This is a genomic window from Clostridium sp. YIM B02500 (assembly GCF_022324665.1).
GTDB lineage: Bacteria > Bacillota > Clostridia > Clostridiales > Clostridiaceae > Clostridium > Clostridium beijerinckii.
Map to the genome: position 1 here is coordinate 121,110 of NZ_JAKGTE010000004.1, position 24,450 is coordinate 145,559.

Sequence of the window (24,450 nt, forward strand, 5' to 3'; positions counted from 1 at the left end):
GCTAGGGAGGCAACTCGATGAAAATTTCTTTGAAGATAAAACTTATGATCACTTTTTTTGTACTCATTTCCTTACCAATGGGGTTACTTGGGTATATATCGTATAGAATGTCCAGCGCATCTATACAAACGGCTGTTCAACAACAATTAAAGGAACAGACTTACGATACATCTAATTTAATAAATAAAACGATGGATTCAACAAAACATTCTTTGGAAGTTGCAAGTTTGAATGGCGATATTATAAAAGCAGTTGAAAATTCAAATACAAGCAATCTAGATACAGCTTCTGAATATATAAGAGCGGTCCAAGAGAAAAATAAAGATTTTATGGAAGTATTAATTATTACAGATGCTTATGGCAAGGTAATTGTAAATACTCAGTCAAAAGAGAATGATATAGATTTAAGTGATAGAGATTATATGAAACAAGTACTTAGTAGCGGTAAGGAAGTTGTTAGTGAAGTATTAACTTCTAGATTTACTGGTAATCCAGCTATTTTTATAGCTTATCCATTGAAGGAAAATGGTAAATTGATTGGTACACTTGTAGGAAGTATAAAGTTTGATAGTATATCAAGTTATGCATCTCAAATAAAAGTTGGTAAAAGTGGATATGCATATATGATTGATAAAAATGGATTAATTGTTTATCATCCAGATTCAAGTAAAATCCTAAGAGAAAATGCAAATGATAATGCAGGAGAAGATTTAAAAGTTTTAGTTCAGGAAATGAAAGAAGGAAAATCTTCAGAAGGATTCTATACATATGGGAATATATATAAATATGTTGTTTTCCAACCTGTTGGTAACTGGGTGATTGCAGTTACAGCGCAATATGACGAATATATGTCAGCGGCTTTAAGTATAAGGAACTATACAATAATTATTTCTTTAATATCAATCATTATAGCAATGATATGTGCTTATACATATTCAACAATAGGAATAATTAATCCAATTAAGAAACTAGAGAGATTAATGAGATCTGCAGGAGAAGGAGATTTAACTGTTAAGATTGATATACAAAGCAAAGATGAAATTGAGGAACTTGGAAAATCATTCAATGAAATGATAAAGCATCAAGATCGAATAGTAAGAAATGTAACTAACGCAGCAGAACAGTTGAATGCAGCATCAGAAGAAATGGCAGCTTCTTCAGAAGAAATAAGTGCTGCAACTGAAGAAATAAGTGCTACAGTTAATCAAGTGGCGCAAGATGCAGAAAAACAAAATGAATCTATAGTTGATGTTTCAAAAGTGTTGGTTCAGCTTTCAAGTCTTGTTCAATTAGCTCAAAGTAGAGCTAAAGCTACAAGTTCAAATGCAGCTAATACAATGTCAGCAGCTGATCTTGGAAGAGAAAAAGTTGAGGAAACTGTAAAGGCAATGGATATTATAAGTAAAGGCAGTGAAGAAACTTCGCAGGCATTAGAATCTTTAAGTGGATTATCAAGTAAAGTAAATGGTATTATAAACATAATAAATTCTATTGCAGAGCAGACTAATCTTTTAGCATTGAATGCAGCTATAGAGGCTGCTAGAGCAGGGGAGCATGGAAAGGGATTTAGTGTAGTTGCAGATGAGGTTCGTAAATTATCAGAAGAATCAAATGATAGGGCAAGAGAGATTGCTGTACTAGTTAGTGAAATGGTAAAGCAAACACAGAATGCGGTAATAGCAATGGAAAGATCTAAGTCAGAAGTAAACAATGGAGTAAAAATAGTATCAGAAACAGATAAAGCATTTGTAGATATCATTAATGCAATAGAAAATATAGTTAAACATGTCACTGAGATACTTGATATTACTGGTGATGAAGTAGCATCGTCTGATAAGGTAATTGGGCTTATAAATGATATAGCAACAGTAACAGAAAGCAATGCGTCAAATAGTGAAAATGTATCTTCGGCAGCAGAAGAACAAGCTAGTGCAATTAATAATTTGACAGCTACAGCGCAGGAAACAAGCGCTATGGCAGAAGAATTAACTAAGCTTGTAGAAAGATTTAAAATATGAGGTGATAATTGATGGAAATAAATATACCAAAAGACTTTGTTGTTGATGAAGTCGCAAATTTTAGAGTAAAAGTAAATAAGTTAATAGATGAAGGACAAAAGAATTTTATATTCAATTTTAATGATTGTAATTTTATAGATAGTACCGGACTTGGTGCATTAGTAGCTGTTTATAAAAAATGCGCTGAAAAAAATGGAAGTATAAAATTAAAAGGACTAAAGCCAGAAGTTGAGAAGTTATTCAAATTAACAAGGTTAGATAAGGTATTTGAAATTTGTCCGTAAAAATATCTGGAGTTTTTATGAAGTGAAATTCAGATAGAAAGGACTTTCGATTATATGCGTGAGGGTAAAGAAAGTATAAAAACATTAGATGAAAGCGTAGAAATAAGTCAAAGTAATTACAAAGAAATTTGGGACAAGGTAAATGAGTTAGTGTTTGTAATTGAGATTGGCAAAGGATTTGTTCCAAAGAATTTTATGGATTTTAATAATAAAGTTTGTAGTAAATTGGGTTATTCTAGAGAGGAACTTATTAAAATTTTACCTTCAAATGTTTTGAATTTAACTAATATAGAAGATAAGATTAGTATATTTGAAAATTTAAGTAATAAGAGAGTATGCGATAAAATAGAGCTTACATTAAAAGCAAAGGATGAAAAACGTATTTACGCTAAATCTAATATATCTATATTTAGTCATGAAGAAAAAGATTTTGCTTTAGTAATTGCAACTGATATTACTGAATACAAAATATTAGAAGAAGAGCTTAAAGGCATATTGAATGGAATACCTGATGTAATAAAAGTATACAATACAGATTATACTATATCTTTTTTTAATGAAGCAGGGTATGAGTTTTATAATAAAACCTCAGAAGAAATAAAGGGAAAAATGTGTTATGAGGTGCTATCTAGAAACGAAAAATGCTTAGATTGTTCTTTTGAAGAAGTAGTGGCGACTAAGAAAATGCTATCGCGTGAAAGATATATTCCAGAATTAAATAAATTTATGGATGTATGCTATAATCCGGTGTTAGATAAAAATGGAGAATTATTATTTATTGTTGAGAGGCTTAGAGACATAACAGAGAAAAAAATGCTTGATAACATAACTAAAGATAGCAGGGAACGATATAAACAAATAATTGATAATTCACCCGATGCTGTAATTATTATAGTAGATAATAAAATTGCTTTAGCTAATAATGAAGCCTGTAATTTGTTTGCAACGCTTTATGATGATTTGATTGGAAGTAATGTATATAGACATTTTGAAGACAAATATAAAAAGGCTTTGCATAAAGTATTTAGAAATATAATATCTGAACGAAAAATGAAAGAAATTTATGATTATGACTTCTACGTTCCAAATAATAAATTAATAAATGTTCAAGTTTCATATAGCTACATATTATACGAAGGTAACCAAGCCATATTGGCAGCAATAAGGGATATTACTGAAATGAAGCGAGATATAAAGAAAGCTGCTGAGTTACAAAGGAGTACGCTTCAAAAAGAATTTCCTGCTCAAAATTTTATTGATACTATGAGTGTTTATATGCCAGCACATACCATTAGTGGGGATTTCTATAGAATTTATGAAATAAACAAAGACTTTATTATTGGAATGATAATTGATGTTAGAGGTAAGGGAATATCGGCAGCTCTAAATATTTCTGCATTTGATATTTTGTGTTTTCAAGAAGTTAATAAGGGTCACCATGATCCAATGGAGATAGTAAAAAATTTAAATAAGAAATTAGTAAAATATTACGAAGAAAATTATGTTGCTGTATGTTGTTTTAGCATGGATTTTAATAGTAATGAGCTTAAAGTAGTTGGAGCCGGAATTAACCAATTTCTTTTTCAAAAAAAAGGAGAAAGCTTAGAAGAGAAAATTGTAGAAGGATCTTTTCTAGGTATGTTTGATAATAGTGAATTTTGTGAGCAAACCATCTTTTTTGAATCGGGAGATAAAATTTTCTTTTTTACTGATGGATTAGATTTTATTCTAGAAGAGGATAAAGTTATACAAGAATATATGGGGGATGCAAGCATATTTGAATTTAAGAATTACTTAGATGACTTCTTAAGTGATAGTATTTTAGAAAGTGGAAAATTAAAAGATGATTGTACAATGGTTGCAATAGAAATAAAGTAAATTAATATTTATTGATTTATATCAAAGGATAAAATTTATAATAAATATTATCCTTTGATTATTAATTTAAAACTTAAAATTTGTAAAGTTTTTTAATAAAAGTATTTAATGATTTTAAGTTATAATACAGGATTTTTTGATTGTTGATTCTAACTAAGTAACAATGTACCAGTTGACACTTAGCATCTATTAAGTTAGAATAGGTTATACAAGATGAACATTTCTTTGAAAACAAAATATGTTATTAAACCATCTTTAACTTGGGGGCGTTTTGGCTTCGACGGGGGTAAGAAGGGTTTGTTAAGCGAGTCGAGGGACGCATGGAGCCTCGTTAATAAAGTATGCACTAAATGTAAACGCAGAAGATAATTTTGCATTAGCAGCTTAGTTTAATAGCTGTTCATCAGCCCAGGTTGCCTACGGCTTGGATCACTGGTGTCATTAAAGTGGGAAACGAAGCCTAGCAAAGCTTTGAGCTAGAGGGGTATTCATGAAGCTACTGAGAAGTATAGCCTGTCTAAGGGCGATACTTTGAGGGAATTTTAAAACTTAGACTGCACTCGGAGAAAGATAAATCAATCTACTTTCGGACACGGGTTCGACACCCGTCGCCTCCACCATAAATACCTAGTTTTACGGCTATTTGACATCCTTTTTGACATCCGAACGTTTTACAATAGAGTCAAGGATATCCGCTGACTTAGTTTTCATATTAGATAATACGTGTTGATATTTTTTAGTCATATTTGTATCTGAATGGCCTAATCTTTCGGCTGCTTCTTTATCGCTTACACCGTTTTTAAGCATCATAGTTGCATTGAAATGTCTTAAGTCGTGGAAACGAGTATGAGGAAGACCAGCGTTTTTTAACATTCTAGAAAATCTTTTACTATAATTACCGCCATTCTCTGCAGTCCCATCTTTTTTAGGATAAACAAATCCTACGTTTTTATATAAAGAAAGCCTTTCTATTACATATTTAGGGGCAACGATTTCCCTATATGATGTTCTAGTTTTTGTATTCTTTTCTATAACATCACCATTTACATGTACATATGCTTTTCTTATGTAAATTATTCTCTTATCAAAATTTATATCATTCCAAGTTAAACCCATGATTTCAGAAACTCTCAACCCACATAATCCAGCTAATAAAACCGGAATCTCCTCTTTTGTATCAATAACTAGATCTAATAAAGAGTTAAATTCGTCCTCGTTATATATATAATATTCATATTTATTTATATCATTTGGAATTTTAATTCCTTCACAAGGATTATTTTTTAAAGTTTTGTTAAGTATTGCATATTTAAATACGCCACCTATATCTGAAAGTAAATTTCGGCATGTTTTTTGGGAATGTGTTTTAGAAAATTCATTTATCATTTCTTGGATGTGAATTGGAAGTATTTTAGACATAATGGCATCACCTATATATTTACATGCATAAGTAAATATACTTATTTTATATCCATTTAAAGTGGTAGGAGATAAATTTACACAATAAGTATCTAGCCAAATTTGTGCAAATTCTGTAAAAGTTATTTTGCTTGGGTTTAAAACTCCATCATTTTCTATTTCTTCAATTAGCGCATTTAATTTTTTTCTACACTCTTGGCGTGTAGCCGCATAAACATATTTTCTAACTCTTTTTTTTGTTAATGTAGGAACGTCAACAACTCCCTGCCAACGTCCATCTTTACGTTTTGTAACAGAGCCCTCCATATTTATCACCTTTCTTTTTCATATAGATATGTAATATATTTAATAGCGTCTTTCTTTGATTCTTCTGATAACTTAGAAAACATATTAATTAAGCTTTCTTCATCAGAATTAACATCCTCGCCACATAAATATTCAATAGTTACGTTAAAATATTTAGCTATATTATGAACTAAAACTAAATCAGGATCACGTTTCCCAGTCTCATAACGTGAGATTGTTGCGTTGCTAGTTCCAACTATTTCTCCTAATGCACGTGTACTTAACCCGTGTTCTTCTCTTAATGTCTTTAATCTCTTTGCAAAAATTTCTAAACTTACCTGTTTCATTATTGATATCCTTTCTTGTGTTTACTATACAATATATAATATTATAAGTGTTACCAAAATGCAATACAAATGTGCAAAAAAATAAAAAAAATCTTCAAAAAAGTATTGACTTGGTGCCTAAATAGAAATATACTGATACCAAGAAGTAACAAAAGGAGGTAAACAATATATGGCAAAAGACTTAATGTATGCAAATGACAACATAAAATTACTACTAAAATACAAAAATTGGACCCAATTAACTCTTTGCAAAAAAACAGGTATGACATCCGTTACTTTGCAAAGAAGATTAAACAGCAAGATACCAAAATGGACAATGTTGGAAGCTTCAAGTATTGCAAAAGCATTCGGCCTATCAGTCGAAGAAATTTTTTTTAACCCGATGGTACCAAAGTGTAACAAGGAAGAAAAAAACACTATCAATTAATTAATTTACTCAAATTAAAACCTTAAAAACTGCAATTCTTATTTATCGCATCGTATGAATCATAGCAATCGCACAAAGAAATTCGTATCAGGTAGACATAATTTTGAAATAGTAAAGGAGGAACTTTATGAATAGTTTATTAATCAAATCAGTTGAGTTTTTCGGAGACAGCTTAGTAGCTGTTAAAGACGAATCAACAGGGAAAATTTTCACAGGAGTTAGCTATATCTGTAATGGAATAGGACTTACAAAAGGTCAAAAAGATAGACAAGTTATAAATATTCAAAGTGATTTAGTCTTAAACAAGGGGTGCCTCAAATTTGAAGCAGGGGTAATTGACCCAAACAATGAGGTTTTAGGAATAGAATTAGATTTTCTTCCACTATGGTTAGCAAAGATATCTATAACTCCTAAGATGCAAAAAGAACAACCAGAAGTAGCAGAAAAGTTAATTAACTATCAACTAAGAGCAAAAGATGTACTGGCTAAAGCATTTATTAAACCAATATCTAAAGAGCTACAAGCAATTCTAATGATAGATGAAAAAACAGTAGAACTCGATAACAGAATGACAAAAATCGAAAACAACACAACTATAGATTATTCACAACAACAAGAATTAAATGATCTAGCAAATAAGAAAGTAGTAGCAATACTAGGAGGAAAAGATACAGCTGCATATAGAGAATTAGCAAAGAAAGCATTCAGAAGTTTTTGGCATGATTATAAGAATAAATTAAATGTAAATTCTTATAGAAATACTTTAATTAAAGATTTTGGGGCAGCTAAACAAGCAATTATAAATTGGGTTCCAAATAGAGAGTTGGAATTAATGATAAAAGGTTGCAATTATAATTCCGTAAATTAATATTAAGATTCTGAATTAAGGAGGGTAGAAATGAGTGTATTAAATAAATTAATTGGAGAAAGTAGTTGAACAGAAATGAGGAATCTAGACTTACTCAAGTTTCTAAGCCTAGAAGAATTTTCAAAGATAATATATGAAATGGCTAATAAGTTTGAGACAGAAGAACAGTTTAAAATATGGCTACAACTAGAAAATGGGATTGATATTAAGGAGGAAGAGGAATGAGTAAAGTAAAAGGATTTAAAGTATTTAACAGTGATTGGACATGCAGAGGATTTCAATATGAGGTAGGCAAAACATTCAAACATGAAGGAGATATAAGACTTTGTGGTAAGGGATTTCATTTCTGCCAAAAAGCAAGTGATTGTTTTAACTATTACAGTTTTGATAGTAGCAATAAAGTTGCAGAGGTAGAAGCATTAGACCTAGTAGAAACAGAAGATAACAAATCAGTTACTAATGAACTTAGAATAATTCGTGAAATACCATGGCAGGAATTATTAACTATTGTTAATGAGGGCAAAGATTGCACTGGGTTAAAGAACACAGGTGATTGTAACGCAGGTAATAGGAACACAGGTGATAGGAACACAGGTGATTGTAACGCAGGTAATAGGAACACAGGTGATAGGAACACAGGTGATTGGAACACAGGTGATTGGAACACAGGTAATAGGAACACAGGTGATAGGAACACAGGTGATTGGAACACAGGTAATAGGAACACAGGTGATTGTAACGCAGGTAATAGGAACACAGGTAATAGGAACACAGGTGATTGGAACACAGGTGATAGGAACACAGGTGATTGGAACACAGGTGATAGGAACACAGGTGATTGTAACACAACAGATTTTTCAACAGGAGTATTTTGTACTGAAGAAGATAAAATAAGGATCTTTGATAAGCCTTCGAACTTAACTTATAGAGATTGGTTAAATATTAAAGCTAGAGATATCATTCGCTGGAATATAGAAACTGCAGCATGGATTTATGAAGAAAATATGTCGGATGAAGAAAAGAAGGAACACCCAACATATGAAACTACTGGCGGATATTTAAAAGTGTTTACCTATAAAGAAGCTTGGGAAAACTTATGGGACAACTTAACTGATAACGAAAAAGAAGAAATTAAGAGCATACCTAATTTTAATAGTGAAAAATTCGAATCAATAACCGGAATAAGAGTGTAAGGAGGATTAAAGTCATGGAGAATCAAGATTATTTTCCAGGACAAAAGCTAAATCTTAAGATAGATGACCAAGTGTGTAAGTGGGAAGTCTTAAGCGTAGATAACACAAGAAAATGTATAGTATGTCAAAAACTTAATTGTTTAGATACTGTAATAGAAACATTCACTATGGAACGTATACCACATTTAAAAGTTAAAAAAGATGTTGGATTCTTCGGAGCATTTTTAGTAGGTTGTATCTTTTGGACAGGCTTTTTACTACTAGCCTTAGAGGTATACAAATGAAATACGGTTTTATGAAAAGCGGTTTTCTTTATAAGAAGTGTAAAGTATGCCACCAAGAGTTCAATGTAAGCGTAAAGAACAAAGCAAAAGATAAAGATTATGTATGTTTTGAATGTGAAGAAAAGGCTAAGAAGAAAGCTAAGAAGTATGGCAATACACCCAAAGTACTACTTAAAAATAAATCGAAGTTTAATGTGTGATATGTAAAAACTAGATAAAGGAGATTTATAAAATGAAAAAATTCAAATGTGGTGAGAGAGAGTTTGAAATGGACTATCCAAATGATGTGGCGCCAGTGCTTATAGCCAAAGAAACATCTGATAAAGAGATAAAGCTAAAAGAATTAGAAGAAAAATTCAAAGGTGACAAAGTATTTTCTTATGATACAAATATTTACAACAAAGAAACAGGAGAATTAAAACCTATTACTTATTATTATATAGGCGCCAAGTGCACCACTGCTAAGGAATATAAACTCATACAAGAATATAATCACGATTTTCCTCCCCAAAATATGCTTATAGAAGTGATTCTCCAAATAGATAATTTCAAAGCAAAATTTTACAAAGCTATAAAAAATTCAAATTGTTCGATGATGGATTTAATTGATACTGCAATAGACGAAGTAAAAGAAGAACTTTTTAAAAGTGACAATGGGGACTATACAATATTATATCTATATGACGATGGTGGATGGCAAATAGACACCGAAATTAGCGAAAATGACATAGAAGATTTAATAACATCAGTTCGATTAGTGGAAAAGGCTTAATACAAAATATTAAAAATAGTGAAGGAGTGTTAATTATGAAAAGTACTGGAGTAACAAGACCATTAGATCAATTAGGAAGAATAGTAATACCAATGGAGCTAAGAAGAACTTTAAAACTAAATGAAGGAGATAAATTACAAATCTTTGTAGAAGGTGAAGATATCATTTTAAGAAAGTATAAAGTAGGCTGCCATTGCTGTGGAGAAATGAAAGGACTAACAAAAGTATTTGATTTAGATATCTGCCCTAAATGTTTAGTTGAGTTTAAGAAAGTAGCAGAGTTAATAGATAAGGCAAGAAAGGTTAAATAACAATGGAAGGATACCAAATAAGAATAATCGGAAAACAGTTTATTATATGGTTTAATCCAAGCACACATAAATTTAAAACTACAGATAGGAAAAGAAAGTAGGTGTATAACTTTGAAAGCATATAAGATTTATATTTCAGACAATTATGGATTCGAGATGAAAGAAGAATATGCAAGCACTTATAGCAAAGCAATCCAGATACTTAATAATAAAATCAGAAAAGCAGTTAAGCAATTAAAGGGAGATTTAGTTCGCAAAGAAGATTTTTCTGAAGAGATACAACGTTTAAGAGAAGATCATCCTTGGAATGGTGAAATTGAAATAATATCTAGAAAAATGCCTTATATCTTATACAAAAGAAAAAATGAGTTAATAGCAACAATACCATATTGGGAGAAAACTAGTTATGAATATGACGAATGGGATGTTGTTTCAGAAGATATCATTTTGAAAGAAATCGAAATTCAATCATGAATAGGAGATTAATTATGATAAATAAAGAGTTAGAAATATCTAAAGATATAGCAAATATGTATTTAATGAATCATCTGAATTTAACAGCAACACTTAGACAAGCTGCAATTGATTTTAGCAAGAAGGAAGAGAAAAGTGATTGAAAACTGGTATGCGTTATTTATTGCTATATTAAAAGATGTTTCGATTGATAAAGCACTTTCATTAATGAATGTATCAGCTAGAAGAACTTGTATGAGAAAAAATCATAAAAAGATAATCAGAAAAAGTAAATATAGTGATGAATTTATGGAACAGATTTCAAAAATGAAGGAGGAAGGAATGTTTTATAAAGACATAGGAAAAGTATTCAATATGACTAAATGTCAAGTTGAAGGAGCATTAAGGATGCATAAAAATAGAAAAACTACTAAGGACACCGGCAAGTAATCCGTAGTAGCATAACAAAATAATCAAGTACATTATATCACAGAAATGGAGGAATGCAAGTTGGTTAGTTTAAAACAATTAAAAGACAAAGCTGCAGTTGTTAACTCTCATGTAAATGATGTGAGAAACGCTTTACCTGATAATGATATAGCAGAGTATTTAGAAAATGATTATTCGGTGCTTTATAGCATGATTTTAGATGTAGCTGAAGCTTTAGACGGTGTATTATCAGATGTTGAAAAATAAGGAGGAGTATAAATGGCTAATACTCAAATACAAACAACAGTATTAAGAACAACAAATCAGTTTTTAACAGGTATGTTAGAAAAAGAAGTTCAAGCACTACCTAAAGGATTTAACACTTTAAGATTTAAACAAAATGTATTAAGTGTACTAAATAGCGTTGATATAACTAACATGAAAGGGCAAGAATTTAACCTAGCTAAATGCATAATGAAAGGTGCTTATTTAGACTTAGATTTTGCTAATAATGAATGCTATGTAATTACCTACGATGGAACTCCTAAGTTTATGACAGATTATAAAGGAGAAACAAAATTAGTAAGAAAATTTAGTGCAAAACCAATTAAAGATATCTATGCAAAACTTGTTAGATATGGTGATGAATTTGAGGAAGGCGTAGATCATGGAAAGCCATATATAAACTTTAAACCAAAGGCATTTAATAATGATGATATTATAGGAGTTTTCGCAGTTGTCTACTATGAGGATGGAGCAATGGAATATGAAACAATGTCAAAAGAAGATGTTGAATATATAAGGGATAATTTTTCAAAGAAGAGTAAAAAGACAGGCAAATTTTCAGATGCATGGGTTAAAAGTTTTGGAGAAATGGCAAAGAAAACAGTTTTAAGAAGATTGTGTAAGCATATAAATATCGACTTTGATAATATTCCTCAGAAAAATGCATGGGATGAAGGTTCAGATATGGAATTCGAAAGCCAAGAGCCAAAAGAAGCAGCAACAGAAAAGAGTGATCTTGAAAAAGAATTGGAGTCTAATGGTGATATAGTTGACCAAACAAACTTTGTAGATACACCTTTTGAGGAAGTGAACCAAAATGAAGATAACTAAAGAGAATTATTACAGCCTAGAAGCTGATTTAAGCACTATGTCAGTATCACAGTATAAACTATTCAAACAATGTGAATTAATGGCTACAGCGAAGCTAAAAGGAGAGTACAAGCAGGCTGAAAGTGATGCATTCTTGTTAGGTAAATATGTACATTCATGGAGCGAAGGAACATTGGATAAATTTAAAGAAGAAAATCCAAGTTTATATTCAACTCAAGGCAAAACTAAAGGAGAATTAAAATCAACCTTTAAAGTAGCTGAAACAATGGTTAAGTCCTTAGCAGATGATTCGAATTGTATGAAATTTTTGCAAGGGGAAAAAGAAGTAATTATTCAAGGTGAATTATTTGGTATTAAGTGGCGCGGAATGGTGGACGTACTGAACTTAGAAAAAGGATTCTTTACAGATTTAAAAACAACCCAAGGGATCCATAAAAAATATGGTGGATTAACTTTCATTGAACATTATGGATACGTTGAACAAATGGCAATTTATAGAGAGTTAATTAAGCAGCAATTCGGAAAAGATTTGATTCCATACATTGTTGCAATAGAAAAGAATGATAATCCACTAAAAGCCATTATAAAAGTTGATGAAAGATATACCAGACCAAAGTTAGAGGAAATTGAATACAACATTGAACGAGTTATAAAGATTAAAAATGGCGAAGAAAAACCAGTTGCATGTGGAGTATGTGAGCATTGCAGAAAAACATTATATGTAAGTCAAATATTAACAATTGATGAATTATAGGGGGTGATTGTATGGCCGATAAACGCATGTTCAGTAAACAAATAATAGACTCAGATGCTTTCCTAGATATGCCATTAAGCGCTCAGGCTTTATACTTCCACTTAAATATGAGAGCTGATGATGATGGTTTTATAAATAGCCCAAAGAAAATACAAAGGTTAATTAACTGTAGCGAAGATGATTTAAAGTTATTAATAGCCAAAAGATTTGTAATCAAGTTTGATAGTGGTGTTGTAGTAATAAAACATTGGTTAATACACAATTATTTAAGAAAAGACACTTACAAGCCAACAAATTATATAGATGAAAAGTCCATGTTATATACCAAAACTAACAAATCTTATACATTAAATCCACCTTCGTCCACGGTTCTGTTACGTGAATGTGACGAAACTGTACCACAGATAAGAGAAGATAAGATAAGTAAAGATAAGAATAGTATAGATAATATAAATTTATCTTTCATTGATGATTCTATTGATAAAGTAAAACTTACTCAAGAACAATATGACAAATTAATTAATAAGTTTTCTAAAGACTTAGTTCATAAAACAATAATATCTTTAGATACTTATATAGCTAATGGAACTAAGAAATATAAAGATCATTATAGAACATTAAATAACTGGTGTACTAAAAATAATAAAGAAGCTCCTAAGGTATTTAAAAGTACTGGGGATGACTTTAATTACTAGTAAATAATATGTAGAAAGGAAGTAGCAAAATGAAATCATACAATCAAAGTTTAAATGAAAATAATAGTTATGAACCTTATACAGATGATGAAATTGAAGAAATAAAGGAAACTGAAATAATAAATTCTATAAGATTTAAAAGATTATTGGCAACAATAGAAAAATTAAATCGAGAAAAAGAAGAAATTAAAATACAAGCTTGGAATGCTGGTGTATGTTTCGGATAATAATTAATTCGCAATACTAAAAAAGTACGAACAGAGGTGATTAAATGCAGGAACTAGACAAGGTTATAGAAAGCGAAAGGGAAGTACTAGGCAACATTATAAAAGACAACTCACTTATATTAAAAACTATAGATACTTTAAGAGAGGGTGATTTCTATAGAGGGCCACATCAACTCTTATATAAAACCATGAAAGAGCTGTACAAGCAAGATAACAATTTTGATGCAGTAATACTTTTGAATAGACTCAAAGATAAAATAAAAGAAAATTTAATAACAGTTACAGAAATATCAAACATTTCACTATGCGGAATCAAATCGACATTTAAATCACATCTAGAAGCAGTTATTGAGTCTAGCAGGCAAAGAAAAATAAGTAAGTTAATGCAGATTATAGCTAGCTCGGAAAAGAGCTCACAAGACAAAATAAACTATATTCAAGACGAACTAATGAAAATGAATATAAGCGGAGAGGATGACAAAGTTTATAATACAGCTCAGCTGATAGAAATGAGCATTAAAAAAGTAGAAGAAGCTTACAACAGAAAAGGTGGAATAACTGGAGTGCCAACAGGGATTAAAGTAATAGATAATGCTATAAACGGGCTTCAAAAGAAAAACATGATTGTGTTTGGAGCAAGACCCTCAATCGGCAAGACAGCATTCACTTTAAAGCTCCTGGAGAGTATAAAAGCAAATACTTTATTCATCCAACTAGATATGGGATTAGATGAAATAGGCTTCAGAATGCTTGCTACAGATACAAACATGAGTAATGGGAAAATAAGTAGGGGAAGATTAGAAGAGAATGAATGGATAGAGTTATCAAAATCATTTAACAACTTATCTAAAAAAGATAACCTAATGTTTTATTCTCCACCAGAAGCTACAATATCAAAAATAAGATCCAAAGCCAAAGAAATTAAAACTAAAAAAGGACTAGAGGTTATAGTAATAGACCACTTAGGGAAAATAACAAGCGAGAAAAATGGAAGTGCCTACGACCAAATGAAAGAGATATCCAAAAAAATTAAGAGTATAGCTAGAGAACTCGATGTTGCAATGGTAGTTTTGTGCCAACTTTCAAGATCGGTAGAACAAAGACAAGACAAACACCCAGTAATGAGCGATTTAAGAGACAGTGGAAATATCGAAGAAGATTCAGATACAATCGGAATGCTTTATCGTGAGGGTTACTATTCGGCTCGAGAAAAGGGCGAAAGAATAAGAGGCGATACATTGGAGGTTAGTTTTCAGAAGGTCAGAAACGGGCGATTAGGCACTGTTAAATTCCATTATGATTTAGAAACTCAAAAGCTATTACCATTAAATGAATAGGAGGTGGTTGAATTGCTGTCAATGGCTAAAAAATTAGAACTTTGGGAAAAAGAATTACCACCAGATAAAATTACACTTTTAGCTTATTTAGCTAAGAAAACCAAGGACGAGGAAGCCGCAAAGGAAGTAGATAGACAAATGGCAGATATAAAGAACGGGTTAACTACTTCAATAAGAGCAGCATTATTTGAACTATATGATTTTAGTTTAGAAGAGATAGAACAAGTTATTGTAAAGAGCAATGAATATTTAAAAGAAAAAGAAAAGTTTTTAGAGAAATGGGGGATGGATTTCATGGATAAAATAAAAGAATTAGAACCAAAAATCAAAGAAGAGATTTTAAGACTTACTAAGGGAATGGATCCCAAGAAAATTAATAGGCTTGAAATTGTTAAGAAAGTACAAAAGGAATTTGATATACCTTTGGATAATGCAAATGAGATATTTTTAATGGTTAAAGAAACTGAATTCCCAGAGCTAAGTAATAAAAAGCATACACCTAAAAAATATTTAAAGCAAAATTCCAATAATGGAACAAAAGAAGATATTAAAAATCAGCCGATTTTAGAGCAAAAAGAAACTAGTAATGTAATTACACCTAAAGAGGAAAATAAGAGCGTAGAGAAGCAAATAGACAAGCAGAAACAAGATGTAAAAAGCATATTTGAAGTTGTAGAGAAAACAATAATATTAAAAACCCCAAATGGTATTTATGAAAAGATTAAAGATGGAGTTGCTTTTGGAGGAAGACTTTATATAAGCATTGATGATGTCAAAGCACATAAAAAAGATATTTTAGATAGGGATGAAGAAAGAAAAATAAAAGTTATTAAAGAAATTGAAAAACTTCAAAATGAATTACACCAAATAGATGAAAATGAAAAACTTATAAAAATAAGAACTGAAGAAATAATTGCAGCTTTTGCATATGAAGGTTAATGCCTATGAGTGCGAAGGATGAATATTGTAATGAATGTGGAACATCTTATGGAGTAGAACTACATCATATAATTTCTAGAAAGCAGCTAAAACCATTAGAAGATTGCAGACATAATTTCGTTTATCTATGTTATAAGCACCATAGAGATCATAAAACAGGAGTTCATTTTAATAGAAAACTATATCTAAAATACAAATTACAATTTCAAAATTATTTAGAACAACATTTTTTAAAAGAATATCTTACAAGGGAAGAAATACAAGAAGTTTTGGAAATAAAGGACAAGCCACTAGAACGGATTTTAAAGTGTTTAACAATGCATGGGGATAAATACTCAAGAGAAGATATAATTCTCAAATGCATGGCGGACAAGCTTGTTACAGAAGATGATATAAGGGAGTGTGATGAATGAATAATAAAGAACTAAATCCACCAAGGATTATAGAAAAAATAGAATTAGCTAAAATAGCGTTACAAAGAGGTAATGATAATCTGAAAACTTTAGGACTTAAAAAAGCAAATGCTGAAAAAGAATACAGAGTAGCATTAAGAAAAGAGCTGCTACAACTTAAGGTAGACAAGTATCCAATGTCAATAATACAAGATCTAGCGAAGGGTGAAGAGAAGGTAAGTAAATTAAGGTTAGAAAGGGACTTAGCAGAAAATTCTTATGCAGTATGTCAAGAATCTATTAGAAATACAAGATTAGAAATAGAAACGCTAAGAAGTTTATTGGCATGGTCTAAGGTCGAATTAATAAATTCGTAATGTGAGATATTGTGCAGTAAAGGAAGGATAATTTTATGTCAAATGTATTTTATGGAGAAAAAAGTATAAGTGATTTAGACAAATATTACGGAATAAGTGACGAATCAGTTAAGAAAACAGGTTTCTATGATACAAAATTAAAAGAGTCTAAGAAAATTCAAAGTGCATTTAATAATCATTGTGTTCACTTAACATTAAGAGAATGTGGAGATATGTATGAAGCATGGTCAGATGAAAGATACTGCGCAGGTTGGGAAGGTGGACTTGAAGAAATGACAGAAGAAGAAATATTCGATATGTTATTTGGATGGCTAAATACTTTTATTCGCGACAGAATTGGAAGATTAGAAGTTTTGTGCAATGAGATGAAACCATTAATGGATAAGAAATAATATTTCACAATTCTAAGAAATTAAGTACTAAAAGTTAATAGAATGAGTGATAAAACACTAATGCTGCAATCGCCAATTCTCATATGAAAATCAAGTGAAAGAAGGAAATATATGAGTCCAAAAGAACTTGCACAGAAAACAATAAGAGATATAGCTAAAAGAAGAGAAACAGCAGAAAAAGAAGTGTTCGGATATTTTAAAGAACGAAGTATTAAGAAAAAGAAAAATTGAAATGTTAGAGCGGGAGGTTGCCGATGGTAATAGTTGAAGGAACGATAAAAGGAAAAGCAAGACCTAGAGTATTTGGGAAACATGCAGTAACTCCAGAAGATACTGTAAATTATGAAAATTGGGTAAAAATATGTTACCAGCAACAGGATGGGAGACACTTTTTTAATGAACCGATAAGAGCTGATATAAGAGTTTATCATAAAGTACCTAAGAGTTATTCAAAAAAGAGAATTGAGGGCATAAAACAAGGCTTAGAACGTCCACAAAAGAAACCAGATGCAGATAATATAGCGAAAATAATTTTAGATAGTTTAAATGGAATTGCATATAAAGACGATAGCCAAGTTATAGAGTTACAAGTAAGTAAATTCTTTACTTTTGATAATGAAAGAGTTGAATTTGATTTAAGAGCAATATAAAAAGGACAGGCTTAAAACTTGTCCTTTGAGAAAGAAGGAAAAGAGAATGAATAAGTTAATTATAAACGGGAATTTGGTTAGAGATATAGATTTACAATTTACCCCTGGTACTGGGAATGCGGTATTAAAAAATACAATTGCATCAAGAAGAAAATTTAAAGATAAAAATACAAATCAATATGAAAGTGACTTTATTCCATTTACTGCATTTGGTAAAAACGCAGAATTCATAGCAAATAATTTTATAAAAGGTCAAGGAATACAGTTAGAGTGCAGGATGCAAAGTGGAACTTATGAGAAAGATGGAATTAAACATTATGCACAAGAAGCTATTGTTGAAAACATAGAATTTTGGGGAAGTAAAGGAAAGAGCAGTGAACAATCAATGCCAACAGATATGTTTAATGGTGGATTTGAAGAGGACATAACGCCAGTAGATGACGGAGACATGCCATTCTAATTAAGAAAGTAAGAAGTATGTATAAAGATGCAGTAAAGTGAGATGTAAGCAATGACAAAAGTAAAATGTATAAATGATAAAGATATGGAACGTTCTTTGAGAGTAGGGGAAACTTATACTCTAGTAAAGGAAACAAAAAATTACTATGTAATTAAATTAAAGTATGGTACTAATGGGAATTATACCAAAGATAGATTTGAGAAAATAGAAAAATAGTTAATTAAAATAAATAGGAGTAATTCTAGATAAAAAGTATGCGCATATCTCCAGACGTGGAGGGAAATATTAAAATGGCTAAAAATGTATTAGAGAGAATGGAAGAAATAGATGCAAAGACAAAGATTGCAAACTTTATGGTTAAGCAAAAGCAAGATTACGAATTTAAGAAGAAGTATGCTGAGATAATAGCCCTAAAATTTGTTGAAGAATGTAATCGAAGAGAACTTGATTATTATATAAGTGTTGGTGGATTAGATAGCATAACATTATTTCTATTTTTAAGAAGTATAGGGATAACAGCTCCAGGAGTTTCTGTAAGTAGTCTGGAAGATAAAAGCATACAGAAAATTCATGATGCATTAGGGTTAATTAAATTAAAATCAGCCAAAGACAAAAGTGGGAAACCTTATAGTAAAGTTAAGATAATAAGAGAGTTTGGTTTTCCTGTATTGTCAAAAGAAATAGCTTCAAAAGTTGAGAAATTGCAAAATCCAACAGAGAAAAATAAAACTGTAAGACATGCAATTATAACTGGAGAAACAGGAGCTTATGGAGGATATAGAAAAAATACAAAGATGAAGTTGGCTCAGAAATGGCTTGAAAAGTTTGCAGGTTATGAAAATGAGAATGAAGATGTTGATTATGATATAGCCCCATTCTTATTAAGTTCTAAATGCTGCTATTACTTAAAAGAAAAGCCTTGCCAAGATTGGGCGAAAGAACATAATGCAGTACCTTTTATGGGTTTAATGGCATCAGAAGGTGGACGAAGAGCTAAGGGATTAATGATACATGGATGTAATTATTTTGGAAAAAGCACAACTAGATCTGCACCATTTGCAATATTCAATAGAGAGGATTTATTAACATTATCATTGGAAATGGATAAGTTATGGAAAGATGGCTTAAGGGAAGAGTATGAAAGAAAAGCCATTGAAGAAGATAGACTAAAAGCAAATGAACATTTTCCGGATACAATAATTCCTGAGATATATGGAACCATTGAAAAAGATAAAAATGGAAAATTATATACGACTAAAGCTCAGAGAACAGGGTGCAATATGTGTGGATTTGGAATACACATGGAAAAACGCCCTCATAGATTTGATGTACTTAGAGAGCATAATGAAAAAGAATGGCATTTTTGGATGTATGAATGTGCAATTGATAAAGAAACAGGCGAAAAGTTTGGATGGGGAAGAGTTCTTGATTATATAGGTGTAGGATGGGAAGATGAACCTTACCAAGTGAAGAAAAAACAAGAAAAAGAATTAGTTTTACCAGGGCAAATAAATATGTTTGTGTAAGGCTAGAGAGGATGATTTGATGTTTAGTGAAAATGATAAAGTAAAGATTAAAAAATTAGAGCCAAATAAAAAATATAATGGTTTATGGTTTGATCCAGAAATGAGATAAATAGCAGATTATGAGGGCATTCACACAATCATATGCGTTGAAGAGTATCAAAAAAGAAAACCAATTTATTTTCTAGAAGATGTTGAGTTATTTATGTTCAATGATGAAATGTTAGAAAAGGCATAACACTCAATACTAAAAAACAAGTATTTAAATTTAATAGAGAATGAGGAATAAAAGCAATACAGCTTTATTTCTCTACTCTCATTTGGGAATCAATTAATAATAGAATCCCATTAGGTAAACAAAAAAACGAGTGTAATCTAATGGCAGTTTTCAGATCTCAATATTATTATGTGAAGCGATAAGATATATATTCTGTTTAGATTATGGTTACAATGTTTAAATTTGATAGAAAGAAGATGAGCAGATGTTAAAAAAAGGTGACAAGGTTGTAATGCATACATGTTTAGAAGCAGAAACACATAACGGAAGAATATGGACTTGTGAAAGTGATGAATTTAAAGCAAATTCAAGTGGAAATGGAGTATTTTTAGAAGGATTCAGTGGCTATTTCTATACTGAATATCTTCAAAAAGTAAATGTTACAGGGATAGAGCTAAAGAATATAGATTTAACTGGAATAAGTGAACTAGATCAACTAGATAAAATTAAAGAAGAAGAAATTGAATTTAGAGAAGCATTTATTGAATATTTACAGAAACAGACAAAAGAAAATAAGTTACATGTTATTGAAGAATTTTGGGATAGAGTGCAATCACCTTTAGGGTTACTGAATATGTACGGAATAACAGCAAAGGAAGTACAGGCTTATTATCCTAAGCACTTAGAAAAATTAAAAGATCGCCCTAGGAGGGATAAATAATATGAGAGAAATTAAATTTAGAGCTAAAAGTTCAATCACTAATGAATGGGTTTATGGTGGCTATTATTGTATGCCAGATTGTAGAAAAGATGAAGATAGACATATTGTTGTTTATCAAGATGACATGCCGGGTATGCAAACCAAACATGAGCCTGTAGATATAAATACATTAGGGCAATATACAGGAGTTAAAGATTATAAAGATAATGAAATATACGAAGGCGATATAGTCAGATTTTTCAATGATGTAGACTATATATTAAAGCCAGGAAAAGTAGAAGTGTGTTTTAATTTGGGAGCCTTTTGCATGAAACATTTTAAGTATGGAACAGAACCTTTAAGAGATATGGAGATAGATGATATGTTCATAAAAGTGATTGGTAATATTTATGAGAATCCAGAGCTATTAAAGGAGTTGAAATAGATGGAAGATAAAAAGAAAGAGTGTTACCAAGAAAGCGGAAAGTGTCCTAAAAATGAAAGAGGTAAAGGCACAGATAATAAAATATGTGGTAATCAATATCTGGCAGGTTTTGATTTTGAATTAGAATGTTTCAGACTTCAGAAAGAAAATGAAGAGTTAACAGCTGAGAATAAACAGCTAACCGAAGAAATTCAACAATCCAACTTTAAACTAAAAGAATATGAATCTAAATTACCACAGCTTAAAGAACTTGTTGTGAAGCTAATAAGAATTAATGAAATACTTGCAAGTAATATTTATGTTGAGGGGTTGGAGGATTAATCTATGAAGGTAGGACAAACAGCAAGAGTAACTAAAACTAAGGAAGGTAAAAACTCTAATACTATAAAGATGAATAAAAGATCTGGAACTATATATGCTTTAGATAAGTTTAAGATAACAGTAGAGTTTAATAAAGATGGGAAACCAACCTTTAGAGAAAGCTACAATCAAGCTGACATAATAGAGGGAATTGTAAAGATAGAGATTAAGAAGGGTAAAGAGTGGGTAAAAGTAGATAAGAGTTATTTTAAGTAGGAGGTATTGCATGGATAAAGAACTATTCAGAAAGACCGAAGGAAGACTATACAGATACTTTAAGTATAAGAAAGATATTCAGCATATGAAAAGAAGAATAGAAGTCTTAGAAAAGCAAATAAGTGATATAGATGAAAGCATTAGAAATGTTCATAAATATATTAGTGTAGATCCATACCAAAATGGCGCAGGAATATCAGAAAGAGTACAAACAAGTTCAACTGGTACAAGCTATGTTGAGGGAGAAATGGAAAAGGAAGTTACAAAGCTTGAAAAAGAGCAATGCAACATGGTTAAAAGTGTACTTAAATTACAATCTAAAATAAGAGAAAAAGAAAGCTATGTAAGAAATATGGAGTTCAATATAGAAATGCTCAGTGAGGAAGATAAGAGATTCATAGAGTTAAAGTATTGTGATGTAGAAGAAGTAACCTCAATAGCAAATAAGTTAAATATGGCTAGAGCTACAGTGTATAGGAAAAGAGAAGAGTTGGTGGAGAATATATCACAATTCATGTACTTAATTAAATGATATTCTGAAAGGATGGGGAAACAATGATTAAAGAGTTTAAAAGATATATAGTTGATGTGCTTATCATGTCTGGATTATTTGCTATATTAAAAGTATTATGGGATGAATTAGAGATATTATTTGATGGTGGAGTTCAAGTTAGTATATCAGACTCAGTAATAGCAGTAATTTTGGTATTACTATTGTGGATAGACATAAGAAAATGGATAATAATTAAAAAGTCTGAGAACATACAAGATAAGATAAATAAATTACCATAAAAAATCAGAACTAATATGCATCACATTTTATTGTAGGTGTGGTGCTTTTATTATACAATAGAAGAAAAACCGAACGGAGGTTCGCATGATGAAATGCATTATACAATATAAAAATAAGGATGATGAACATAAATGTTTTTGTAGCAAATTAAAAGAATGTAGTAAATGTAGCTGTGGTATTTTTAGAAAGGAAAATGAATGTGGAGTAGCAGTAGGGGAATACTGCACTTGTAGATTATGTGGTTTTGCAGTTAGAGCGTAAAACCATGAGACAAAATTGAGACTATGTTGAGACTAAAAAGCTTAAAACATGTGATATTATAGTATTGTAAAGAATTCCTTGAAAGGAAATTTACAGCCCTTATAATCTCACAAACCCCTTTTTACTAAAATACCCTGTAGCGATATGTAGTCGATATTGGGTATTTTTTGTTGATATAATTTGGAATGGCTTGTATAATTAGGGTACAAAGGGGGGATGAATATGGGAAAACATAATGAATTAAGTGAAGAAGTAAAATATGAGAAAATGAAACTACATATAAAATATGTATTAGGAATAGCTTTGACAAGCACATCATTAACTATAGTGGCGGCTTGTTTTACGAAAAATAAATTCGTAAATGAAGTATCATTTGCAAGTACTGTAGCTTCAATTATATTATCAGTTATAGCAATTATTATGACAATAGTTGGAGAAAATAAATCTGAAAACACAAAAGATAAGTTGATTAATTTATCCGAAGATTTAGAAGGAATAGTTCAAAAAATTGAGAAAACAACCAGTGAATTTGAAAATGCAGTGAAACTAAACAGCAAAATAAAAACAATAATAGAAAATAAATTTAATGGAGTTTCGGCAGATGCTGACACAACTAAAGAAGAAAAAGCTGATAAACCAATCGATAAGAGCTATATAGTACTTTTTGATGAAGCAATTAACTCAATAGACAAAAGCACGGTTAAGGATTTATGTATAACGTTATTGTATATCAAGATAAGGCTAGTACAAGGAGAACGCTCTATACCATATGAGCTATATATAAGCGAGGATAAAATAATAGGTTTAAATATAAAAAATGATATGCTTGCATGGAATATTTCATTAATATTTTGGAAAGAGCTATGGAGGAATGAAGAACTTTATAATCATATTTATGAATATAGTAAAAATAGATATACCATTGAAATTCAAAATTTAGAGAATTGGGTTAAAATGAAAAATGAAATTATTAAGCAGAACCAAAATTCTCAACAACTATAGGAGCTCTTAACAGAGTTCTTTTTTAATATAATAAAACAGCCTAAATTTTAAATTCAAAGAAAGGAGATTTAACATGAACAGCCACAAGAGAAAGAAATTAAAATTAAATATAAAGTTCAATAAAGGAATAGTTGTATGTGCTAAGTCTCCAGTAGAATGTAATACATGTGAAAATATAAATAACTGTGAAACAATAAATACGTATTATTATCCTTATGAAGGGATAAAAGAATGTTTTAAAAATAGTTATAAGAAATAAATATTGATACTATATTATTCTTTGACAGATAGTTATATAATTAATAAAAAAGGGATAAGGGGTTTAATTATGGATATTAAGGAAACTGTAAAACAAATTAAGGAAGATGGACATGAACAGGCTATGCAAGATGCGGCAAGAATGAAAAGCAAAGAATATATGGAAGTTAGAAAGAATCATTATGATACACATCTTAAATTAATATTTGCTGGTGTACCTTGTTTTCTTATTGGGATGATATTTGCACCTTTATTATTAGCAGCTATAGCGTGTTTTGGCGGTGGACTAGTATGTATGGCTACACACTGGAAACAGATAAATGAGGAAAGAGAAATCAGAAAGAATATTAATAAGTAAGGTGATTGAA

At 30.5% G+C, this 24,450-nt stretch carries 40 protein-coding genes and 1 other RNA gene; 39 read left to right on the forward strand and 2 right to left on the reverse strand.

Annotated features, from left to right (window positions below; genetic code table 11):
• Positions 1 to 17 precede the first annotated feature (17 nt).
• The 4 genes from L1S46_RS04550 to ssrA all read left to right on the forward strand — a co-directional run bounded on the left by L1S46_RS04550 (position 18) and on the right by ssrA (position 4,800).
• Complete coding sequence (locus tag L1S46_RS04550) at positions 18 to 2,018, forward strand: methyl-accepting chemotaxis protein (protein ID WP_238899313.1); 2,001 nt, start codon at positions 18 to 20, stop codon at positions 2,016 to 2,018.
• Between the two features lie 11 nt (positions 2,019 to 2,029).
• Positions 2,030 to 2,302, forward strand: a complete 273-nt coding sequence (locus L1S46_RS04555; protein WP_077304293.1) for an STAS domain-containing protein — start codon at positions 2,030 to 2,032, stop codon at positions 2,300 to 2,302.
• A 54-nt stretch (positions 2,303 to 2,356) separates the two neighbouring features.
• Positions 2,357 to 4,180 (forward strand): PAS domain S-box protein, encoded by a 1,824-nt coding sequence (locus L1S46_RS04560; RefSeq protein ID WP_238899314.1) that lies wholly within the window; start codon positions 2,357 to 2,359, stop codon positions 4,178 to 4,180.
• Positions 4,181 to 4,442: 262 nt separating this feature from the next.
• Positions 4,443 to 4,800: a transfer-messenger RNA gene (gene ssrA / locus L1S46_RS04565) on the forward strand.
• A 19-nt stretch (positions 4,801 to 4,819) separates the two neighbouring features.
• On the opposite strand, the gene L1S46_RS04570 is transcribed toward ssrA, so the two are convergent.
• Together L1S46_RS04570 and L1S46_RS04575 are read right to left on the reverse strand one after the other, a co-directional pair.
• The gene (locus tag L1S46_RS04570; protein ID WP_238899315.1) at positions 4,820 to 5,905 is read right to left on the reverse strand and encodes a site-specific integrase; all 1,086 of its coding nucleotides are present in this window, start codon (positions 5,903 to 5,905) and stop codon (positions 4,820 to 4,822) included.
• A 5-nt stretch (positions 5,906 to 5,910) separates the two neighbouring features.
• Complete coding sequence (locus L1S46_RS04575; protein WP_238899316.1) at positions 5,911 to 6,231, reverse strand: helix-turn-helix transcriptional regulator; 321 nt, start codon at positions 6,229 to 6,231, stop codon at positions 5,911 to 5,913.
• Positions 6,232 to 6,400: 169 nt separating this feature from the next.
• On the opposite strand from L1S46_RS04575, the gene L1S46_RS04580 reads away from it, so the two are divergent.
• From L1S46_RS04580 to L1S46_RS04745, 35 genes are all read left to right on the forward strand, one after another.
• Positions 6,401 to 6,658 carry a helix-turn-helix transcriptional regulator gene (locus L1S46_RS04580; RefSeq protein ID WP_238899317.1) on the forward strand — a complete coding sequence of 86 codons (258 nt, stop codon included), beginning with the start codon at positions 6,401 to 6,403 and terminating at the stop codon, positions 6,656 to 6,658.
• A 127-nt stretch (positions 6,659 to 6,785) separates the two neighbouring features.
• On the forward strand, positions 6,786 to 7,526 hold the full coding sequence (locus L1S46_RS04585) for an ORF6C domain-containing protein (protein ID WP_238899318.1): 741 nt from the start codon (positions 6,786 to 6,788) through the stop codon (positions 7,524 to 7,526).
• A 75-nt stretch (positions 7,527 to 7,601) separates the two neighbouring features.
• The gene (locus L1S46_RS04590) at positions 7,602 to 7,751 is read left to right on the forward strand and encodes a hypothetical protein (RefSeq protein ID WP_238899319.1); all 150 of its coding nucleotides are present in this window, start codon (positions 7,602 to 7,604) and stop codon (positions 7,749 to 7,751) included.
• On the forward strand, positions 7,748 to 8,719 hold the full coding sequence (locus L1S46_RS04595; protein ID WP_238899320.1) for a hypothetical protein: 972 nt from the start codon (positions 7,748 to 7,750) through the stop codon (positions 8,717 to 8,719). The genes L1S46_RS04590 and L1S46_RS04595 overlap by 4 nt, the downstream gene beginning before the upstream one ends.
• 14 nt (positions 8,720 to 8,733) lie before the next feature.
• Positions 8,734 to 9,003 (forward strand): hypothetical protein, encoded by a 270-nt coding sequence (locus tag L1S46_RS04600; RefSeq protein WP_238899321.1) that lies wholly within the window; start codon positions 8,734 to 8,736, stop codon positions 9,001 to 9,003.
• The gene (locus L1S46_RS04605) at positions 9,000 to 9,203 is read left to right on the forward strand and encodes a hypothetical protein (RefSeq protein WP_238899322.1); all 204 of its coding nucleotides are present in this window, start codon (positions 9,000 to 9,002) and stop codon (positions 9,201 to 9,203) included. The genes L1S46_RS04600 and L1S46_RS04605 overlap by 4 nt, the downstream gene beginning before the upstream one ends.
• Positions 9,204 to 9,235: 32 nt before the next feature.
• Positions 9,236 to 9,775 (forward strand): hypothetical protein, encoded by a 540-nt coding sequence (locus L1S46_RS04610; RefSeq protein WP_238899323.1) that lies wholly within the window; start codon positions 9,236 to 9,238, stop codon positions 9,773 to 9,775.
• Positions 9,776 to 9,810: 35 nt separating this feature from the next.
• The gene (locus L1S46_RS04615; RefSeq protein ID WP_238899324.1) at positions 9,811 to 10,086 is read left to right on the forward strand and encodes an AbrB/MazE/SpoVT family DNA-binding domain-containing protein; all 276 of its coding nucleotides are present in this window, start codon (positions 9,811 to 9,813) and stop codon (positions 10,084 to 10,086) included.
• A 111-nt stretch (positions 10,087 to 10,197) separates the two neighbouring features.
• Positions 10,198 to 10,560, forward strand: coding sequence for a hypothetical protein (locus tag L1S46_RS04620; RefSeq protein ID WP_238899325.1), 363 nt, complete (start codon positions 10,198 to 10,200; stop codon positions 10,558 to 10,560).
• A gap of 14 nt (positions 10,561 to 10,574) precedes the next feature.
• Positions 10,575 to 10,703: a hypothetical protein gene (locus L1S46_RS26280; RefSeq protein WP_275298960.1), complete on the forward strand. Its 129-nt coding sequence runs from the start codon at positions 10,575 to 10,577 to the stop codon at positions 10,701 to 10,703.
• Positions 10,696 to 10,989: a helix-turn-helix domain-containing protein gene (locus tag L1S46_RS04625; protein ID WP_238899326.1), complete on the forward strand. Its 294-nt coding sequence runs from the start codon at positions 10,696 to 10,698 to the stop codon at positions 10,987 to 10,989. The genes L1S46_RS26280 and L1S46_RS04625 overlap by 8 nt, the downstream gene beginning before the upstream one ends.
• Positions 10,990 to 11,049: 60 nt before the next feature.
• Complete coding sequence (locus tag L1S46_RS04630) at positions 11,050 to 11,235, forward strand: hypothetical protein (RefSeq protein WP_238899327.1); 186 nt, start codon at positions 11,050 to 11,052, stop codon at positions 11,233 to 11,235.
• Positions 11,236 to 11,247: 12 nt separating this feature from the next.
• Entirely contained in the window at positions 11,248 to 12,084 is an 837-nt protein-coding gene (locus L1S46_RS04635; protein ID WP_238899328.1) for a RecT family recombinase, read from the forward strand.
• Positions 12,071 to 12,838: a PD-(D/E)XK nuclease-like domain-containing protein gene (locus L1S46_RS04640; protein WP_238899329.1), complete on the forward strand. Its 768-nt coding sequence runs from the start codon at positions 12,071 to 12,073 to the stop codon at positions 12,836 to 12,838. The genes L1S46_RS04635 and L1S46_RS04640 overlap by 14 nt, the downstream gene beginning before the upstream one ends.
• An 11-nt stretch (positions 12,839 to 12,849) precedes the next feature.
• Positions 12,850 to 13,533: a replisome organizer gene (locus L1S46_RS04645; RefSeq protein ID WP_238899330.1), complete on the forward strand. Its 684-nt coding sequence runs from the start codon at positions 12,850 to 12,852 to the stop codon at positions 13,531 to 13,533.
• A gap of 29 nt (positions 13,534 to 13,562) precedes the next feature.
• Positions 13,563 to 13,760 carry a hypothetical protein gene (locus tag L1S46_RS04650; RefSeq protein ID WP_238899331.1) on the forward strand — a complete coding sequence of 66 codons (198 nt, stop codon included), beginning with the start codon at positions 13,563 to 13,565 and terminating at the stop codon, positions 13,758 to 13,760.
• A 44-nt stretch (positions 13,761 to 13,804) separates the two neighbouring features.
• Positions 13,805 to 15,097, forward strand: coding sequence for a DnaB-like helicase C-terminal domain-containing protein (locus L1S46_RS04655; protein WP_238899332.1), 1,293 nt, complete (start codon positions 13,805 to 13,807; stop codon positions 15,095 to 15,097).
• A 21-nt stretch (positions 15,098 to 15,118) separates the two neighbouring features.
• Positions 15,119 to 16,036: a hypothetical protein gene (locus tag L1S46_RS04660; RefSeq protein ID WP_238899333.1), complete on the forward strand. Its 918-nt coding sequence runs from the start codon at positions 15,119 to 15,121 to the stop codon at positions 16,034 to 16,036.
• A 5-nt stretch (positions 16,037 to 16,041) separates the two neighbouring features.
• Complete coding sequence (locus tag L1S46_RS04665; protein ID WP_238899334.1) at positions 16,042 to 16,449, forward strand: HNH endonuclease signature motif containing protein; 408 nt, start codon at positions 16,042 to 16,044, stop codon at positions 16,447 to 16,449.
• The gene (locus L1S46_RS04670; RefSeq protein WP_238899335.1) at positions 16,446 to 16,805 is read left to right on the forward strand and encodes a hypothetical protein; all 360 of its coding nucleotides are present in this window, start codon (positions 16,446 to 16,448) and stop codon (positions 16,803 to 16,805) included. Before L1S46_RS04665 ends, L1S46_RS04670 begins: the two co-directional genes overlap by 4 nt.
• A gap of 35 nt (positions 16,806 to 16,840) precedes the next feature.
• Positions 16,841 to 17,197: a hypothetical protein gene (locus L1S46_RS04675; RefSeq protein ID WP_238899336.1), complete on the forward strand. Its 357-nt coding sequence runs from the start codon at positions 16,841 to 16,843 to the stop codon at positions 17,195 to 17,197.
• Between the two features lie 254 nt (positions 17,198 to 17,451).
• Positions 17,452 to 17,847 (forward strand): RusA family crossover junction endodeoxyribonuclease, encoded by a 396-nt coding sequence (locus tag L1S46_RS04680; protein ID WP_238899337.1) that lies wholly within the window; start codon positions 17,452 to 17,454, stop codon positions 17,845 to 17,847.
• A gap of 46 nt (positions 17,848 to 17,893) precedes the next feature.
• Positions 17,894 to 18,307: a single-stranded DNA-binding protein gene (locus L1S46_RS04685; RefSeq protein ID WP_238899338.1), complete on the forward strand. Its 414-nt coding sequence runs from the start codon at positions 17,894 to 17,896 to the stop codon at positions 18,305 to 18,307.
• A 51-nt stretch (positions 18,308 to 18,358) separates the two neighbouring features.
• Positions 18,359 to 18,523 (forward strand): hypothetical protein, encoded by a 165-nt coding sequence (locus tag L1S46_RS04690; protein ID WP_238899339.1) that lies wholly within the window; start codon positions 18,359 to 18,361, stop codon positions 18,521 to 18,523.
• Positions 18,524 to 18,597: 74 nt separating this feature from the next.
• Entirely contained in the window at positions 18,598 to 19,833 is a 1,236-nt protein-coding gene (locus tag L1S46_RS04695) for a hypothetical protein (RefSeq protein WP_238899340.1), read from the forward strand.
• Between the two features lie 479 nt (positions 19,834 to 20,312).
• Positions 20,313 to 20,768: a hypothetical protein gene (locus tag L1S46_RS04700; RefSeq protein ID WP_238899341.1), complete on the forward strand. Its 456-nt coding sequence runs from the start codon at positions 20,313 to 20,315 to the stop codon at positions 20,766 to 20,768.
• A 1-nt stretch (position 20,769) separates the two neighbouring features.
• The gene (locus L1S46_RS04705) at positions 20,770 to 21,192 is read left to right on the forward strand and encodes a YopX family protein (RefSeq protein WP_238899342.1); all 423 of its coding nucleotides are present in this window, start codon (positions 20,770 to 20,772) and stop codon (positions 21,190 to 21,192) included.
• Complete coding sequence (locus L1S46_RS04710; RefSeq protein WP_238899343.1) at positions 21,193 to 21,513, forward strand: hypothetical protein; 321 nt, start codon at positions 21,193 to 21,195, stop codon at positions 21,511 to 21,513.
• Between the two features lie 3 nt (positions 21,514 to 21,516).
• A complete protein-coding gene (locus tag L1S46_RS04715) occupies positions 21,517 to 21,768 on the forward strand; it encodes a hypothetical protein (protein ID WP_238899344.1) in 252 nt (83 codons plus the stop codon).
• A 10-nt stretch (positions 21,769 to 21,778) separates the two neighbouring features.
• Positions 21,779 to 22,300, forward strand: coding sequence for a transcriptional regulator (locus L1S46_RS04720; protein WP_238899345.1), 522 nt, complete (start codon positions 21,779 to 21,781; stop codon positions 22,298 to 22,300).
• A 23-nt stretch (positions 22,301 to 22,323) separates the two neighbouring features.
• Entirely contained in the window at positions 22,324 to 22,560 is a 237-nt protein-coding gene (locus tag L1S46_RS04725; RefSeq protein ID WP_238899346.1) for a hypothetical protein, read from the forward strand.
• An 85-nt stretch (positions 22,561 to 22,645) separates the two neighbouring features.
• Positions 22,646 to 22,822 (forward strand): hypothetical protein, encoded by a 177-nt coding sequence (locus L1S46_RS04730; RefSeq protein WP_238899347.1) that lies wholly within the window; start codon positions 22,646 to 22,648, stop codon positions 22,820 to 22,822.
• Between the two features lie 222 nt (positions 22,823 to 23,044).
• Entirely contained in the window at positions 23,045 to 23,824 is a 780-nt protein-coding gene (locus L1S46_RS04735; protein WP_238899348.1) for a hypothetical protein, read from the forward strand.
• Positions 23,825 to 23,897: 73 nt separating this feature from the next.
• Positions 23,898 to 24,083: a hypothetical protein gene (locus L1S46_RS04740; RefSeq protein ID WP_238899349.1), complete on the forward strand. Its 186-nt coding sequence runs from the start codon at positions 23,898 to 23,900 to the stop codon at positions 24,081 to 24,083.
• Between the two features lie 69 nt (positions 24,084 to 24,152).
• Positions 24,153 to 24,440: a hypothetical protein gene (locus L1S46_RS04745; RefSeq protein WP_238899350.1), complete on the forward strand. Its 288-nt coding sequence runs from the start codon at positions 24,153 to 24,155 to the stop codon at positions 24,438 to 24,440.
• The last annotated feature ends 10 nt before the right edge of the window (positions 24,441 to 24,450 follow it).

What these genes read in the sequence shown, in the direction of transcription:
- L1S46_RS04645 (WP_238899330.1), top strand. Translation starts at nt 12,850, where the DNA reads ATGGCCGATAAACGCATGTTCAGTAAACAAATAATAGACTCAGATGCT.
- L1S46_RS04665 (WP_238899334.1), top strand. Translation starts at nt 16,042, where the DNA reads ATGAGTGCGAAGGATGAATATTGTAATGAATGTGGAACATCTTATGGA.
- L1S46_RS26280 (WP_275298960.1), top strand. Translation starts at nt 10,575, where the DNA reads ATGATAAATAAAGAGTTAGAAATATCTAAAGATATAGCAAATATGTAT.
- L1S46_RS04700 (WP_238899341.1), top strand. Translation starts at nt 20,313, where the DNA reads ATGTTAAAAAAAGGTGACAAGGTTGTAATGCATACATGTTTAGAAGCA.
- L1S46_RS04635 (WP_238899328.1), top strand. Translation starts at nt 11,248, where the DNA reads ATGGCTAATACTCAAATACAAACAACAGTATTAAGAACAACAAATCAG.
- L1S46_RS04575 (WP_238899316.1), bottom strand. Translation starts at nt 6,231, where the DNA reads ATGAAACAGGTAAGTTTAGAAATTTTTGCAAAGAGATTAAAGACATTA.
- L1S46_RS04705 (WP_238899342.1), top strand. Translation starts at nt 20,770, where the DNA reads ATGAGAGAAATTAAATTTAGAGCTAAAAGTTCAATCACTAATGAATGG.
- L1S46_RS04560 (WP_238899314.1), top strand. Translation starts at nt 2,357, where the DNA reads ATGCGTGAGGGTAAAGAAAGTATAAAAACATTAGATGAAAGCGTAGAA.
- L1S46_RS04615 (WP_238899324.1), top strand. Translation starts at nt 9,811, where the DNA reads ATGAAAAGTACTGGAGTAACAAGACCATTAGATCAATTAGGAAGAATA.
- L1S46_RS04740 (WP_238899349.1), top strand. Translation starts at nt 23,898, where the DNA reads ATGAACAGCCACAAGAGAAAGAAATTAAAATTAAATATAAAGTTCAAT.
- L1S46_RS04670 (WP_238899335.1), top strand. Translation starts at nt 16,446, where the DNA reads ATGAATAATAAAGAACTAAATCCACCAAGGATTATAGAAAAAATAGAA.
- L1S46_RS04650 (WP_238899331.1), top strand. Translation starts at nt 13,563, where the DNA reads ATGAAATCATACAATCAAAGTTTAAATGAAAATAATAGTTATGAACCT.
- L1S46_RS04580 (WP_238899317.1), top strand. Translation starts at nt 6,401, where the DNA reads ATGGCAAAAGACTTAATGTATGCAAATGACAACATAAAATTACTACTA.
- L1S46_RS04690 (WP_238899339.1), top strand. Translation starts at nt 18,359, where the DNA reads ATGACAAAAGTAAAATGTATAAATGATAAAGATATGGAACGTTCTTTG.
- L1S46_RS04685 (WP_238899338.1), top strand. Translation starts at nt 17,894, where the DNA reads ATGAATAAGTTAATTATAAACGGGAATTTGGTTAGAGATATAGATTTA.
- L1S46_RS04735 (WP_238899348.1), top strand. Translation starts at nt 23,045, where the DNA reads ATGGGAAAACATAATGAATTAAGTGAAGAAGTAAAATATGAGAAAATG.
- L1S46_RS04550 (WP_238899313.1), top strand. Translation starts at nt 18, where the DNA reads ATGAAAATTTCTTTGAAGATAAAACTTATGATCACTTTTTTTGTACTC.
- L1S46_RS04600 (WP_238899321.1), top strand. Translation starts at nt 8,734, where the DNA reads ATGGAGAATCAAGATTATTTTCCAGGACAAAAGCTAAATCTTAAGATA.
- L1S46_RS04610 (WP_238899323.1), top strand. Translation starts at nt 9,236, where the DNA reads ATGAAAAAATTCAAATGTGGTGAGAGAGAGTTTGAAATGGACTATCCA.
- L1S46_RS04570 (WP_238899315.1), bottom strand. Translation starts at nt 5,905, where the DNA reads ATGGAGGGCTCTGTTACAAAACGTAAAGATGGACGTTGGCAGGGAGTT.
- L1S46_RS04595 (WP_238899320.1), top strand. Translation starts at nt 7,748, where the DNA reads ATGAGTAAAGTAAAAGGATTTAAAGTATTTAACAGTGATTGGACATGC.
- L1S46_RS04675 (WP_238899336.1), top strand. Translation starts at nt 16,841, where the DNA reads ATGTCAAATGTATTTTATGGAGAAAAAAGTATAAGTGATTTAGACAAA.
- L1S46_RS04715 (WP_238899344.1), top strand. Translation starts at nt 21,517, where the DNA reads ATGAAGGTAGGACAAACAGCAAGAGTAACTAAAACTAAGGAAGGTAAA.
- L1S46_RS04745 (WP_238899350.1), top strand. Translation starts at nt 24,153, where the DNA reads ATGGATATTAAGGAAACTGTAAAACAAATTAAGGAAGATGGACATGAA.
- L1S46_RS04590 (WP_238899319.1), top strand. Translation starts at nt 7,602, where the DNA reads ATGAGGAATCTAGACTTACTCAAGTTTCTAAGCCTAGAAGAATTTTCA.
- L1S46_RS04555 (WP_077304293.1), top strand. Translation starts at nt 2,030, where the DNA reads ATGGAAATAAATATACCAAAAGACTTTGTTGTTGATGAAGTCGCAAAT.
- L1S46_RS04710 (WP_238899343.1), top strand. Translation starts at nt 21,193, where the DNA reads ATGGAAGATAAAAAGAAAGAGTGTTACCAAGAAAGCGGAAAGTGTCCT.
- L1S46_RS04605 (WP_238899322.1), top strand. Translation starts at nt 9,000, where the DNA reads ATGAAATACGGTTTTATGAAAAGCGGTTTTCTTTATAAGAAGTGTAAA.
- L1S46_RS04695 (WP_238899340.1), top strand. Translation starts at nt 18,598, where the DNA reads ATGGCTAAAAATGTATTAGAGAGAATGGAAGAAATAGATGCAAAGACA.
- L1S46_RS04730 (WP_238899347.1), top strand. Translation starts at nt 22,646, where the DNA reads ATGATGAAATGCATTATACAATATAAAAATAAGGATGATGAACATAAA.
- L1S46_RS04725 (WP_238899346.1), top strand. Translation starts at nt 22,324, where the DNA reads ATGATTAAAGAGTTTAAAAGATATATAGTTGATGTGCTTATCATGTCT.
- L1S46_RS04660 (WP_238899333.1), top strand. Translation starts at nt 15,119, where the DNA reads ATGGCTAAAAAATTAGAACTTTGGGAAAAAGAATTACCACCAGATAAA.
- L1S46_RS04720 (WP_238899345.1), top strand. Translation starts at nt 21,779, where the DNA reads ATGGATAAAGAACTATTCAGAAAGACCGAAGGAAGACTATACAGATAC.
- L1S46_RS04640 (WP_238899329.1), top strand. Translation starts at nt 12,071, where the DNA reads ATGAAGATAACTAAAGAGAATTATTACAGCCTAGAAGCTGATTTAAGC.
- L1S46_RS04680 (WP_238899337.1), top strand. Translation starts at nt 17,452, where the DNA reads ATGGTAATAGTTGAAGGAACGATAAAAGGAAAAGCAAGACCTAGAGTA.
- L1S46_RS04655 (WP_238899332.1), top strand. Translation starts at nt 13,805, where the DNA reads ATGCAGGAACTAGACAAGGTTATAGAAAGCGAAAGGGAAGTACTAGGC.
- L1S46_RS04585 (WP_238899318.1), top strand. Translation starts at nt 6,786, where the DNA reads ATGAATAGTTTATTAATCAAATCAGTTGAGTTTTTCGGAGACAGCTTA.